10 protein-coding genes and 1 pseudogene are annotated in these 14,040 nt (G+C 56.6%); 7 read left to right on the forward strand and 4 right to left on the reverse strand.

What is annotated here, in order from left to right; all coding sequences use genetic code 11:
• Positions 1 to 11: 11 nt before the first annotated feature.
• The 6 genes from HDG39_RS00860 to dcm all read left to right on the forward strand — a co-directional run bounded on the left by HDG39_RS00860 (position 12) and on the right by dcm (position 9,236).
• Positions 12 to 2,672, forward strand: a complete 2,661-nt coding sequence (locus HDG39_RS00860; protein WP_184002489.1) for an AAA family ATPase — start codon at positions 12 to 14, stop codon at positions 2,670 to 2,672.
• 284 nt (positions 2,673 to 2,956) lie between these two features.
• Complete coding sequence (locus HDG39_RS00865) at positions 2,957 to 4,834, forward strand: DEAD/DEAH box helicase (protein ID WP_184002491.1); 1,878 nt, start codon at positions 2,957 to 2,959, stop codon at positions 4,832 to 4,834.
• 16 nt (positions 4,835 to 4,850) lie between these two features.
• Positions 4,851 to 5,282: an EcoRII N-terminal effector-binding domain-containing protein gene (locus HDG39_RS00870; RefSeq protein ID WP_149673848.1), complete on the forward strand. Its 432-nt coding sequence runs from the start codon at positions 4,851 to 4,853 to the stop codon at positions 5,280 to 5,282.
• 19 nt (positions 5,283 to 5,301) lie between these two features.
• Positions 5,302 to 6,897, forward strand: a complete 1,596-nt coding sequence (locus HDG39_RS00875) for an ATP-binding protein (protein WP_184002493.1) — start codon at positions 5,302 to 5,304, stop codon at positions 6,895 to 6,897.
• Entirely contained in the window at positions 6,897 to 7,760 is an 864-nt protein-coding gene (locus HDG39_RS00880; RefSeq protein WP_184002495.1) for an HNH endonuclease, read from the forward strand. The genes HDG39_RS00875 and HDG39_RS00880 overlap by 1 nt, the downstream gene beginning before the upstream one ends.
• A gap of 384 nt (positions 7,761 to 8,144) precedes the next feature.
• Entirely contained in the window at positions 8,145 to 9,236 is a 1,092-nt protein-coding gene (dcm, locus tag HDG39_RS00885) for a DNA (cytosine-5-)-methyltransferase (protein ID WP_184002497.1), read from the forward strand.
• Positions 9,237 to 9,357: 121 nt separating this feature from the next.
• On the opposite strand, the gene HDG39_RS00890 is transcribed toward dcm, so the two are convergent.
• The 4 genes and pseudogenes from HDG39_RS00890 to HDG39_RS35555 form a co-directional block, all read right to left on the reverse strand.
• Positions 9,358 to 9,585: a hypothetical protein gene (locus HDG39_RS00890; protein WP_184002499.1), complete on the reverse strand. Its 228-nt coding sequence runs from the start codon at positions 9,583 to 9,585 to the stop codon at positions 9,358 to 9,360.
• 305 nt (positions 9,586 to 9,890) lie between these two features.
• Positions 9,891 to 10,958, reverse strand: a complete 1,068-nt coding sequence (locus HDG39_RS00895; RefSeq protein ID WP_311665032.1) for an H-NS family nucleoid-associated regulatory protein — start codon at positions 10,956 to 10,958, stop codon at positions 9,891 to 9,893.
• A gap of 90 nt (positions 10,959 to 11,048) precedes the next feature.
• Positions 11,049 to 12,020 (reverse strand): DUF4238 domain-containing protein, encoded by a 972-nt coding sequence (locus HDG39_RS00900; RefSeq protein ID WP_260327509.1) that lies wholly within the window; start codon positions 12,018 to 12,020, stop codon positions 11,049 to 11,051.
• A gap of 123 nt (positions 12,021 to 12,143) precedes the next feature.
• Positions 12,144 to 12,356: pseudogene (locus tag HDG39_RS35555) on the reverse strand (HNH endonuclease); the annotation flags it as partial.
• Between HDG39_RS35555 and HDG39_RS00905 the strand changes: the two are divergent.
• Positions 12,319 to 13,743: a competence protein CoiA family protein gene (locus tag HDG39_RS00905; RefSeq protein WP_221305976.1), complete on the forward strand. Its 1,425-nt coding sequence runs from the start codon at positions 12,319 to 12,321 to the stop codon at positions 13,741 to 13,743. The pseudogene HDG39_RS35555 and the gene HDG39_RS00905 sit on opposite strands and share 38 nt — an antisense overlap.
• Positions 13,744 to 14,040: the final 297 nt, after the last annotated feature.

A 14,040-nucleotide genomic window follows, 5' to 3' on the forward strand; every position in this document is an offset into this window, starting at 1 on the left:
GAGGAGCAGTAATGGCTACTGCCAAACAAGATTTTGAACACTTCGTCCGCCGGCTCTACGAGCCGGATAGCGCAATGCCTGCCGACGTGCGCCGTCTGGCGATGCTCTGCTTGCAGAATTTCGACGAGCTTGCGGCGACCACAAGACAACGCAGTCAGCGCTCAATTACTCTTGCGCGGCTAATACGCGACTCAATGCCGGAAACCGCGGACGCCGTGCCAGCGCCGGCGGCTCAAGCCGTCGCTGGCGTGTGGGCATGGAAGCGGCTGCGCAACTTCACTCTTGGTCCGTTCCGTGGATTCAGAAACCCTGAGACCTTCGACCTGACCAAGCAGGTGGTCCTCTTCTATGGCCCGAATGGAAGCGGTAAGACTAGCTTGTGCGAAGGATTGGAATACGCGCTGCTAGGCGAGGTCGAGGAAGCAGGCGCCAAGCGAATCGTCGCGCGCACGTACCTCGCGAATTTGCACGCCGGGCGCTTCGTTGAGCCCGTCCTGACAGCAACGGACCACCGGGGCGGTGAAATCAATGTCGCCGCGAACCCTGACACGTATCGCTTCTGCTTCGTCGAGAAGAACCGAATTGACTCCTTCTCTCGGATTGCTGCACGTCCGCCAGCACAACGAGCAGAATTGATAGCCACGCTGTTTGGCATGGACCAGTTCAGCGACTTTGTCGGCAACTTCAATGAAAACATCGACGGCCAGCTCGTCCTGACTGATAACAAGCAAAAAGCGTTGGCCGCGCAGCGTGCCACGCTGGCCACTGACCAACAAACCGTCAAAGGCGAAGCGGAGTCACTTCGCGGGCTTGATGCCGAGGAAGCCAAGTTGGGGCTCGAACACGCCGCAGGCACGACCTATGAAATGCTTAAGCAGCTCATTGGCTCCGAGGCAGTACCTGGCCGACTCCACGCCCTCAATGCCATTCTGGAACGCATGCCGCCAAGCATCATCGGTGTGACCCGTCTGGGACTCGTTGCAGCATTTGACAAGGCGAACGAGTGTCAGAGCACAGTTGACGAACATACTGCCGCCCTGCGTGCCCGCAGCGAGCAAGTATCGTTCAAGAGTCTGTATGACGCGGTCGTTGCACTGAAAGAGTCTGTGGGAGACCGGTGCCCTGCATGCGATACGCCACTTGCCGGGCCGGTGCAGGTCGCGACCAACCCGTACGAGAAAGCATCGGCAGGACTTAAGCAGCTCGAGGAGCTTGGCACCCTTCAGGATAAGCAACGTGCCGCACAGCGCGAAGTGGACCAATCATCCCGGGAACTTCGAGAGATGCTCAGTCTGGTATCCGGGTTTCTCGCTTCTCTGACTGAGAAGCCAGCAGTGCTCACGCAGTTTCTTGCTACGTTGCCGCCGGCCCCTGACGGCGCATGGTGGGCAGGCATCTATCCCAAAGAGCCTGCGCAACCAGCCAACCCTGACGTGCAGCAGGAACTGTTTGCAATTGTCGAGCGTATGGAGGCACAAGATGCCGCTTCGCAGCAAGCGCAACAGAATCGGCAACCCGAGGTCGACGAGCGCAAACGTCTTGAGGATTTTCGCCTCAAAGTTCAAGCACAAGACCAAAAACGGCAAACACTTAAGGATAACGTCGCTGCGGCCAACAAGCGTATTGACGCTTTTGACGTTGCAAACGCCCAACTGATAGCAGACGCCGAACTGGAGCGACTCGCTATCGCTCGCGACACGCCTCTGAAGGGTACGTATGACCGATTTCTCGAGGAGCTGCGGTCGTATCGGGACCGCCTCCCGGGCCAATTGATGGCGGGCCTCAACGAGACGGCGCTTAATCTATACAACGAGTTCAATCGCAACGACCTGGACGCCGACAAGCTTGCGGCACTGCATTTGCCCTTGACGGACGATGGAAAAATTGAAGTCACCTTCCGCGGCGACCAAGACAGACGTGTAGATGCATTGCATGTTCTGAGTGAAGGTCATATCCGCTGTCTTGGCCTCGCGATTCTTTTGGCAAAGGCGAAGAGCATCGACTCACCGACGATTGTTTTCGACGATGCAATCAATGCGATTGACCACGACCACCGCGGCGGTATCCGGGAAGCCATATTTGAGAGCGAAACGTTTGCGGACACTCAAATCGTCGTCACCTGCCACAGCAACGAATTCATCAAGGACATCCAGCAACATCTGCCCCGAGAGCGCGACTCTCAGGTTTATCTCTTCCGCCACCATACTGGAGACCATCATCCGCGCGTGAGCGGCAATGTCCCAACTGCGAACTACGTTGCGAAAGCGCGAGCTGCTCGGGACGTATTGAACGACCGGGAAGCATTGTCTGCATCACGGCAGGCGCTCGAGATGCTAACCGAGAAGGTCTGGCGGTGGCTGGGAACACATGACCTAGGTACGCTTAGTGTTCCACTCGCTGGTGTCGGCGCGGAGCCGGCGCTTAGAAACCTGTGCGAGGCGCTGCGGAAGAAGCTGCGCGATGCCGGCTCGTTCAATCACGCCAACAAGGAAATAATTGTTGGAGCACTGGAGCGCATCCTCGGCATCCCAGGGACCAGCCTTATCTGGACTTACCTGAACAAAGGCACGCATGAAGAAGCGGACCGGGATGACTTCGATGGCGAACAGGTAGAGGCGGTTGTTCGCACGCTCGAGGAACTCCGTGATTTGGACCTCCACAAAGGGAAATAACATCTAGCCTTCGAGCAGCGACACCCTCCAGGCAGATACTCCCACATGGAAGCCCTCGCAGGCGATTCTGCGTGCAAACTCGGCGAATATTCTCGTACTATTACGAATCACGCTCCCAGGGTTGCGCGTGGCGGTAAGCATGCGCATTGGATGCTTTTATGCCGGTTCGTGGGGACAACTGTGGGGTATCGACGGGCCAAATGAGTGCCACTGTTGGCTAGTGGTAAACATTGGCGTCAATATTGGTATTTGAACGACCACAATACGACCGAAAAATCGCCGTCATGACCAGCGCTACATGGGTGGCCGAAGGCTCCCAAATTTTTCTCAAAAAAGCATCCGGGGAGCGCCTGCTCCTCCCGGCAATCGATATCTTCCGGGCGGTGTTCGGGCGGTTACGCATTTGCGGGGACGAGACTGTTCGTAGTCCAGTGGAAGACATCGCGGGATTAACATTCTCCCGCGAGCCGGCCCGGCCGGCCGTTTTTCTCTCGGGACTTGATGGACGAAACCTCCAGCTTTCGCTTGGTCTGGCCACGGGTACCGGTTTTGTTCGCGCAAACAGAGTTGGCGACCAGTTGATTCATGACGGACGGTGGTATCCCATAAGAGAAGACCTCGTACGCATAGCTCACAATTGGCTGAAGACCGCAGGCATCGAGACGCAGGGGAGCATCACCATTGGTGACCTTGTTACCTTGCGCGCTCAGAAGGACCTACCGTTTGCTGTGTTCGATGAAGTGGCGTTCAACGCCTCTGCACCGGTCGTTGGCAACGCCCAAGGACAAATCGCCGGATTTTCTGGGACGCTTTACGCATACCAGTCATCAGGGGTCGCTTTTTTGTCCGTTGTGGCGGAACAGGGCGTCGGCTGCATCCTCGGGGACGAGATGGGACTGGGCAAGACGGCGCAGGTCATTGCGATGCTCCAGATTGAAAAGAACGCCGGGCGCGGCCCGTCCCTTGTGGTTGCTCCGGCAACATTGCTAGAGAACTGGCGCAGGGAACTGGCGCTCTTTGCACCGACGCTGTCTGTCTTACTCCATGCCGGCGCAGACCGGGCTGGCTCAGCCGGCCGGCTACGAGATGCGGACGTCGTTCTTGTTTCCTATGACACGACCATTCGCGACGAGGAAATACTCAATCAGCTTCATTGGAACGTCGTCGCACTCGACGAGGCACAGGCAATCAAGAACCCCGACGCCGAGCGGTCAGCTACGGTTAAGCGGATACCTCGCCGGGTTTCGATAGCGATAACTGGTACGCCGTTGGAGAACTGCATTGATGACCTATGGTCCTTGTCAGATTTCGTCATGCCGGGCCTACTCGGAGCACGGACCGCATTTACCTCCCAGTTCGGGAACGAACTGGAGGACGCCGCGCGATTGGCGCCTATCGTTGCCCCGATGCTGTTGCGCCGAAAGGTGCAGGACGTAGCGCAAGACCTGCCCGAGCGGATTGAGGTGCCTCAGGCATTAACGATGTCCTTGCCCCTTGCTCAGACATATGAAGCTCTGCGCAAGGCCACTTTAGAGCAGTTCGGCGCTGCCGGCGGTCTCGTCGCGACCACGCGCCTTCGTATGCTGTGCGCCCACCCATCGTTGGTAGGGAACTGGCACACCGACCCTTCAGTCGAGATGCCGAAATACGAACGGACGATTGAACTTGTCGATGAAATCTTTAGCTCGGGGGAAAAAGCGCTCGTTTTTTCAACCTACCAGGCTGTCGCGGACCTCTTCATGTCCGATTTTCCGAGGCGATTCCCGAAGGGCTTTTTTGACTTTATTGATGGCCGGGTCGACAGCGCCGGACGACAGGAGGTCGTCGACCGGTTTTTCGCGCACAACGGTTACGGCGTACTCTTTTTGAATCCAAAGGCGGCAGGTTCCGGCCTTAACATAACGACCGCAAACCACGTGATTCATTACAACCCGGAGTGGAACCCCGCACTCACGGCCCAAGCGTCGGCACGCGCGTATCGAAGAAAGCAATTGAAGCCTGTGACCGTTCACCACCTGTTCTATGTGCAAACTGTCGAAGAAGTGATTAGAGGAGCTGCAGCTTTCAAGCAAGACCTTGCCGATGAAGCTGTAACCGGTCACGACGGAAATGTTGACCCAATGACCATCGCGCGGGCGCTGCAGATATCACCGCTTGCCTGAGACTGGAGCTAAACAAGTGACAACAGAAGTTCGGAAGAGATTGAGCGCCAACGACGTCGGGACCACGGGCGGTCACCAAGCAGGTATTTTGGTTCCAAAGGAAGAGCGCATCCTTTCGTTCTTTCCATCCCTCGACAAGACCGTTAAGAATCCGAGAATGAAACTTGTAGTTTTCGAGCGACAGAGTCGGGAGCGTTGGGAGTTCAACTTCATCTATTACAACAACAAGCTCTTCGGTGATGGGACGCGTAACGAATACCGCCTGACCGGTATGACGGGATTCATGCGTGCCATTGACGCCAAGGTTGACGACGCACTGGTCTTCTCACGCGACGAAAACGCTTCTTTCGAGGTCGACATCATTCGCTCGAACACGTCATCCAGTCTGGAAATAGACGGGGATACGCTCGTTTTGGGTGGAGGATGGACGGTCATCCACTCGAGTTAACTGAAAATTGAGCAGTCCCATGACCGAAAAACATATCAGCGTCCCCCCCGACGTGGCCCGCATCAGCGAGGGCCTACGAGACACGGGGTATGACTTCAATGCTGCCGTTGCTGACATCCTCGACAATTCCATCGCAGCTGGGGCTGACAAGATTCATGTTCGATTGGAGGTCGATTTCGCGGACAGCGTCATCATCTCAGTCGTTGATAACGGACATGGGATGACTGAGGAAGGTCTCGTCAACGCGATGAAGTACGGCTCCAGTAAGAGGGCCAGCGCCAAGAGCCTTGGCAAGTTTGGAATGGGCCTGAAAACGGCTTCCACGGCGTTCTGCCGACGTCTTTCGGTTGCCTCTCGTGAGGCTGGCGCATCCCCATTGTTGCGCGCAACGTGGGACCTCGATGAGATGGCAAAACGGAATAGTTGGGACCTCGAGATTGCCGCCGCCGATGCTGCCCACGCGCAAGTGCTTGATGAGGTTGCCGCTGGTGGGCCCGGAACGCTCGTGCTATGGGAAAACGTCGACCGAATAAACGCTCCCGACGGGCAGCCTATCCGGAAAACCGTCGACAAGCTGGCGTCAGGCCTCCGGGACCATATCGGGGTCGTCTTTCAGCGGTTCCTCGACGGCAATGACAGTCGCGAGCGCAATGTTGATATCAAGCTGAACGGTGAATCTGTTGTTGCATGGGACCCGTTTTGCATAGTCGAGACAAAGGAGCCTGTCGCCGAGAAGAAGATGGATGTCCGGCTGCAGGACGGAACGCAGACTTCATTCGTCGTGCGCGCCTTCGTGCTGCCTCGAAAAGAGGAGTTTTCTTCTGACGCGAATCGTCTTGCGGCACGCATTTCCAACGAACGTCAAGGGCTCTACATCTACCGGGAAAACCGGCTTATCCATGGGCCTGACTGGATGAGCATGTTTAAGCAGGAGCCGCACTATTCTTTGCTCCGCGTTGAGCTATCGTTCGACCATACTCTGGACAATGCATTTCAGGTGGACATCAAGAAATCCCGTATCGAGCTGAATTCGGGGCTCTATGAATGGCTGCGCGACAGATTTCTCTCGGGGCCCCGACGAGAGGCTGAAACACGCTATCGTAAGGGAGCGGCCGGGCTCGCCAAAGGTGCAGCCGTCCTGCTGCACTCATCGGCTAGCAATGTCATCGAGCAGAAGGGTTCCGCCCTAAAGACTGCCGCAGTCTCCAAAGTCGACGAGACGACAGGCAAGGTTACGGTCAACAACAATTCGGGCGTGACCACGACGACAGTCCGACTTTTGAATTCGGAGGATGCCGGCAGCGCCCACGTCGTTACCAGTGGGACCCTTGAGCACGGCGTGCTATGGGAACCGACCATTGGCAAGAACAGCAAGGCGGCGGTGGCACTCAATACGGGGCATCCGTTCTACACGAAAGCGTATCTACCCAACAAATCCAATAGCACGGTCATCCAGGCCTTGGATTACCTCCTTTGGGCGCTTGCGCAAGCGGAACTCAACAACATCAATCCCGAAAATCAAGATGCTTTCGAGGAGTTCCGAATTGAGGTGTCGCGCAACCTGAAGAAGCTGGTGGCTGACCTGCCAGACCCGGTTGACAATGGGGATAGCTGATGTCCGAAGGGCTCGATATTGAAGCGTTGCGCCGCAAGCTCGAGAGTAGGTTCCAGGTCGCTATCTATTCGCACTCCGAGACTGTCGATGGCGGGGACTTCAACGCGTTGCGGCCCTCGGAGTTGGAGCAGGGAAACGGCTTTGCCATCTTGCTTTCCCGAACACACCGACAGTTTGAGGCTTCGTTTAAGGCCGACAACTTCGCGGGAGCCCTCCTGCGGGTCATGTCTGAGGCTAGCGATGCTCAGAAACAAGCGTTTGTCCGTGCCAAGGAGTCTGCAGTCGCCTCAGGCACACAGGTTTACGTGGCCATCAACGGCAACGACGGCTCAAATTGCATTGAGCTGCGAGACCGTTGGGCTCGAGTTGAGATTGACGTCTCTCGCCGCTTCCCATCTGGAAAGACAGTAGACGACACACAAACAACGGCCTTTCACGTCGCTTCGACATGCTTCGCCTTGGTTCTTGCCCTGACTGGCACCGGCGAGGAGTGTCAGAATGTCCCAGATAGTTCAACCAAAGGGTTGCCTGAGGGAGCCAAGCTACGAGTCGAGGTGAACCGCTATGAGCGCAGCCCAGTAAATCGGGCCGCCTGCATCGAACACTATGGTCTTCGATGTCAATCCTGCGGATTCGACTTCCTTGATATTTATGGCGATTTAGGGGATGGCTATATCGAGGTACACCATCGCACGCCGGTGTCAAAATTGGGGTCAGCATATATCGTTGACCCCATAAAGGACCTAATCCCTCTGTGCGGAAACTGCCACTCTATGGTCCACCGGACGGACCCTCCCATGCTCGTGGAGGAGTTGGGCTCATTGGTCAATGCCCGCAGAACTGCCAGACTGAAGGACCGGTGAAGACCACATTTGCATTCCTGGCGAACGAAGGCAGGACCTGGTAAAGTGGTGCAATGTTGCAGACTTCGCGAACCCGAGTGTCCTTTTTCGCGGTTGGTCGCGGTTGGGGCAGCCGCCACGCCGAGTTAAGTGTTTGCCCCTTCAGGCGGCTCGACGGAATTCGGTTTGACGATTGTCTCGGCGTTTCTGATGTCGGTTCCGATAACCTTTGCTTTTTGCTTATGAGCCGGCACGAGGTCCGCGTCCATGTTCGAGGCATGTATTTGGAAACTCGGTTTACAGGAGCGCTGAGGGAGGCCGTTATTTTTGTCCAATGACCGCCAGGAATCGAAGGGAAGCAATCCATTCAACCTACAAATGACGAACAACTACTGAAAGCTACCCATGGCTGCACCGAAATTTACCTTCATTGACCTCTTCGCGGGCATTGGCGGCATCAGAAAAGGATTCGAGCACATTGGAGGCAAATGCGTCTTCACCAGCGAGTGGGACAAATATGCCCGTATCACGTATGCAGTGAACCACGACGAAAACGAAGAGGACATTGCTGGGGATATCTGGTCTGTTCCCTTGGATGCTATTCCCGACCATGACGTTCTCGTGGGCGGATTTCCGTGTCAGCCGTTCTCGCTAGCCGGCGTATCGAAAAAGAACGCGATGGGCCGGACCCACGGGTTCGCTTGTGATGCCCAAGGCACCCTGTTTTTCCGCATAGCCGAAATTCTGAAGGAGAGGCGGCCCAAGGCCTTCATGCTGGAAAACGTGAAAAACCTCGTTTCTCACAATCGAGGGCACACGTTTCGAGTCATCCAGCACGTGCTCGAACAGGAACTCGGATACCACATCGACTGGAAGGTTATTGACGGTAAGCGCTGGACACCTCAGCATCGCGAAAGGATTTACATCGTCGGCTTTCGCGAGGACGTCGGCTTTGAATGGCCCGACGAGTCCATCTGGCCGGAGCCGGGTTCCGTTAAGCTCGGCTCCATCTTGGAACCGGAATCAACTGTTGACTCGAAATACGTCCTTACTGACAAGCTTTGGAGCTATCTGAAAGGATATCGTGACAAGCACGAAAAGGCGGGAAATGGATTCGGTTACTCTGTGGTGACGCCTAACGATACGACCCGGACGTTGTCGGCTCGTTATTACAAGGACGGGTCCGAGATTCTGGTCCATCGCGGCCACGGTTTAAATCCGCGTCGTCTTACCCCCCGTGAGTGTGCTCGACTTATGGGTTTCGAGGACCACTTTGTTTTGCCGGTATCAGACACGCAGTTGTACCGCCAGTTTGGCAATTCAGTAGCCGTTCCCGCAGTCAAGGCAGTGGCCAAAGCGATGGAGCCATATCTGAAGAAGGCTCTAAAGCAAGGGAAGGCTTCTGGTATTGCCAAGATAACGGAGAAACCAGAGTTGATTCTTAAAGGCGCTCCGAACTTGCCAACGCGGCCCGTCAAGATTCCCGTAGTGGTTTGATTGATGTGACTAACTCGGGCGTCGCACTCGTAGCCTGCCTATTTGGCGGCCTTCTTTTGTTTTGCATCCCCTTCAGGTGGCGAACGAAAGTCGTGGACAAGGACGTCTCGGACGGCATGAATTAGTTCCGGCGACTTTGCGATAGAAGCCGGTCAAATTCCTCTCGCGCGTCTCGCAGTTCCTGCATTGAAGCAGCAAAGCGCGCAAGTTCAAGCGTCGAGGGCTCTGCTTGTTCCGCGGCGCCGAAATACTTTTCCAGCGCGGCTGACGCTGCTTGTACGTCCCGCGCAGCCGTTGCGATGCGCGTAAGTGCGATTGCCTCCGGCGAGGCTACAATTTCTTGTGTCATATCTCGATTCCAGCGTCGTCCAACTGCCGCGAAGTCATGACCAGTTGGACACCGCTTCTGCTCATTTTGTTTCCCCGCGCTTCACGTTTTATGGCGCTGCCTCGAACAAGGTAGTCAACGCTCACATGCGCCCGGTGCTACTGGTTACCTCTAATACGATGACCGCACATTAGTTTCCAATGACGGCGCGTCACATCGGGAAGCTGCCCAACATCAAGCAGTACAGGCGCAATAAAACGTCGTCAGCTTGGTGTACCCGGTGGAACCACAAAATCGCTGGTCCACCGGGCACCCGACAACTACGTTCAGGTCGTCAACTCGGCATCAGACTCGACCGTAGCCACCGGCGCGGGCACGCCCACGCTCTTGCGCGGCGCGTTTCTCGCCAGGGTCTTGTTAGCCGGCACCTTCGCGCCGACGGTCTTCTTGGCAGCAGTTTTTTTCGCCGCCGGGGCCTTCTTCGCAACTGCCTTCGTGACCGCCGGTTTCGCATCGGCCGCAGTGCTGTTGCCATCAATCAAAAACTTACTGCGGTCCTTGGCACCAGCAAGCCAAGCCGGCGCCGGGCCGCGTCCGCTCCATGTCGCGCCCGCCTTTGGGTCGCGATACTTAGCCGGTTGCAGTCCTTTCCGCTGCCCTTTGCCTGCAGTCGCACCAACTGCCTTCGAGGCCTTCTTCACCGCAGCCTTCGCCTTGCTCACAGCACCTGCAGCCGTCGCAACAGTTGCTTCAGCTTCCGCTGCAATCAAGAATTTGCTGCGGTCTTTGACGTTAGCAAGCCAAGCCGGCGCGCGACCGCGGCCGCTCCATGTCGCGCCTGATTTGGGGTCCTGATACTTCGCCAGCTGCGGACCGCGAACATAAGCTCCCGCCGACTTCACCTCCTTGGCAGGCAGCGGCTTCACTGCGGCCGTACCCACATCGACCATGTATTTGTCGCGGTTCTTAGCAGCCGCAATCCACTGTGGCGCGCGCCCGTGCCCGGACCACGTTGCGCCGCTTTTCGGGTCCCGGTATTTGGCATCAGACGTAGCGGGCTTCGCGGCGGTCTTTGCCGCCGCGTGTTTCGCGCGCTGCTTGCCGCCAGCGTGCGCATCGATATCAGCAGTCGTCAGACCGTGCTTTTCCATGAGGTCACGAATTTTCTCGATGACGCCCGATGCTTTTTTCGCAACGAGCGCCTGCGCCTGCTGTTCCAGCTTTTTGATTTTTGCTTGCAAAGATTCCAGAGTTGCCACTTTTATCTCTCCCGTTGTATTGCTCGCACTATGCCACGCGGATGATGCAATCGCCACGGCTGGGGTCGAATATCGGCCGTATCTTGTGCGCATGAACTCCGGGAATTGCATGTGATGGTATGCGCCTTCTTTCACTGCTTCCAAGAATTCTCTATGGTCACGCAGGAGTTGCTCATTACGCACTACCACTGCAGGCTGCAAGCGGATACGACGAAATTCCTCACGCTACTGCCGAGCAGAACGTCTCACCGATAGGAATGAAAGCACCATATTCGTCGATATCTCCGGGCGAGACGTCATGAGGAGTTCAAGCTTGCCGCCGGGGGGCGCCTCTTGAGGGTAAGCATCAAGATTGCTTAGACCGGTCCGAAAGAATGGACGCGCCTTCTTGCACAGCGCGTCGATGTCTTGGTCTCTGTCGTGGAAGTACAGAACGCCCGACGCCGAACAAGCTTGAACCGTGTTCAGCTCGTAAACATCCCTTACGTCCGTGATAGGCAGCGTGTCTCCCATATTACCCGGAGCCCGATAGACGCCGCCATCAAAGAGACAGAGCATGCGTTTGTCGTCTAGCGGGAAGAAAGTTTGCAACCCCCTCGACGCGTAGCCTGCACTTGGCACGTTCTTTCTGAATGACATGAACTGGTTGTAGAACACAACCGGGTTGTCGCTGGTGATAAATCCTTCTTTCGTTGAGTTCAACAGAAGTCGGAAATCAAGGTCCAACAGCATCGGATAGTTCTCTGCGGCCATTTGCAGGGTGAGCCTGGCTGGCTCCTGCATGACCATTTGATAGTCGTTGATGTCTATCCCGTCGGCCTTCGCCCTGTCCGCAAAAACGTGCTTGAAGAACTTATCGGTCATGTCATTGAGTTCTTCGGCTATCAACTCCGTGCGAGCAGATTGCAGCAAGATGAAGAACATCAGGGAGATGCGGTCGTTGTATTTTTCTGACAGAGAGTTCGTCTCGCCAATGGTCTTCAATAGCCCAGCAGCCTCACTTTCCAGCAGACCCAGCGCATGCTCGAAGTCAGGCTCCTTCCCATAGAAATAGTCGCGGTAGCATTGATTCGCCAGGTTTGCCGACAAGACTTTTTTGGATGACTTCAACACATATGCATTGATGCTTTTGCCATCAGAACTGAAGCGCTTGAGGTAGAACTTCGGGACAAAGTGATGTTTTTTGTTGTCGGGCATAGTTTTGCAAGCTCTACGAATTGAGGGGCAGGAGGCGGGAGGTGCGTCGACGTCAGTCCGCTCTTGAGTCCTCGGGCAATATTGCATCCTTTCGCTATACTTGAAGCCGAAGTGCCGTTCCCTATGGCAGTTCGGACATACGGCAATGGCGTTCAACACAGTGTCGTCTCCCCCATCCGCGAGTCGTATCAGGTGATGCACCTCAAGATACGGACGACCACCGCCTTCGAGCGCTGTGACGTCATATAGGTTGGGGCGTGTTGCTATAGTAGCCGCTTCTGTCATGCGCCCCTGCTCGATGAAAGCCGGTTTGACTATCCCGTTTGCCCTGGACATGCACGGGCGCCTCGTTGCCGCGAGCGACCTGCCCAGGCACGCTGCAGGTCCGTTTCTTTGCGCTGCCTGCCAAAGCCCGGTGATTCTGAAGCAAGGGGAAGTGCGGACCTGGTATTTTTCGCACTGGCCCGGCTCGGACTGCGCATGCGGTTTCGAAACGGCCCTCCACCTGCTGGCAAAACAGATTCTGCTTGAGCATTGGCACCTGCGCGTGCCGGCAGTGGTCTGTGTAGATGATAGTTCGCTCGAGGAGAACATCACGGTGTGCGACGAGCACACCATTCGCTGGGATGCGGCGGGCGAACCTGAGAAATGGATGGATGGCATCAGGCCGGATTTCGTGGCCGACTACGGCGACCAGTTGCTCATTATCGAAGTCGTCGTGACGCACGAGCCCGATACCAACAAGCTCGCTCGGCTCGACCGTCTCGCGATGCCAGCCCTCGAAATTAACCTGTCCGACGTCGCACGCGACATCACCATCGACGCACTCACCCACCGTATCGTCGACACGGTCGACGGCAAGCGATGGCTTTTCTATCCAGGGTGGGCCGAGGCACAGGCCCTGCTCGACGCTCGGTTCCTGGAAGAAGAAGCACGGCTCAAGGAAGAGGAAGTCGAGCTTGCGGCAGAACTGGCGCAGGAACGAGCGCAGGCGCGGCGTGAGCGCGCAGCGGCCCTGGCGCGACAGGCCGCCGCCCGGCAAAAGATTGAGCAGGCAAACGAGCGGTTTCGGGAAGCTCCGGACGCGGACAAGCGGATGTACCTGGCCTGGAAGCTCGGTCTCGCCGAACGGGACTGGCCACCGGCGTTCGGCAGCCCGGTGCGCGGCGCCTCCTCCGTAAAGGCGCATGCTCGAATTTGGCAAGCCGACGTCTTCCGGAAGTTCATCCAGGGCCAGCGGGTCTTACGCACAATGCCCGAGTTGACCGTCGACCGGGTGGCCGAATGGCTAGCTCAGCGCTATGCGGTCTTGCCGTCTGCGTCGACCTCGCTCCGGGTCGCGGTATGGGACTTCCTGTCCTTGCTCGAAACGCACGGTTATCTTCGTCGGAAGGTTCGACAGGAATTTGAGATTCTGAATGACGTGCTCCTCGCGGAAGGACAACTCGAACCCACCCATGCGCGAAGTCCGGCCGTGTCAGCGACGCGCGGGTTGTTCTGGACGTGCAATATTGTGCGCGAAACGGAAATCCGACATGCGGCTAAGCAGACCGGTGTGCAACTTCCGGACAGGGCGATTCGACGCCTGAAGAGAATTCAGAAACCGGCGAGCGCTCGCCTCAGCGAGGCTGAATACGCGCACGGCGTGTCGGTGGCTTTGAGCCTGCCGCTCGAGCAGACGGTTGAGCTGCTGGTGGCGGCCGGTGTCTTCGTGCGTGTCTGACGGCGTTTTTATACAACCAAGCGCCTGCGGGTTGCTCGCGGGAATCAGCGCAAGAGCTGGTGCGCGCGCCCCCAGTAATGGGACTGCGGTCACCATCGGAGAGATTTCCTTGGAGGAGCTCGCTACTGTACCCAATCAACTCGAGAAACTGTTTAGTCTGAGCTATTCATAGAAGCATCGCCGGCTTTAGCTAAGGGTAGGCGGCCTCGGGCAACAGATGCGCATGACCAACTGCCTCCGACCTTCGCGACTTTTCTCAATTGGGCTCCACAATTACTTCAAATTGGAGCTGTCCAT

The organism is Paraburkholderia lebeckiae (assembly GCF_014201005.1).
Classification (GTDB): Bacteria; Pseudomonadota; Gammaproteobacteria; order Burkholderiales; family Burkholderiaceae; genus Paraburkholderia; species Paraburkholderia tuberum.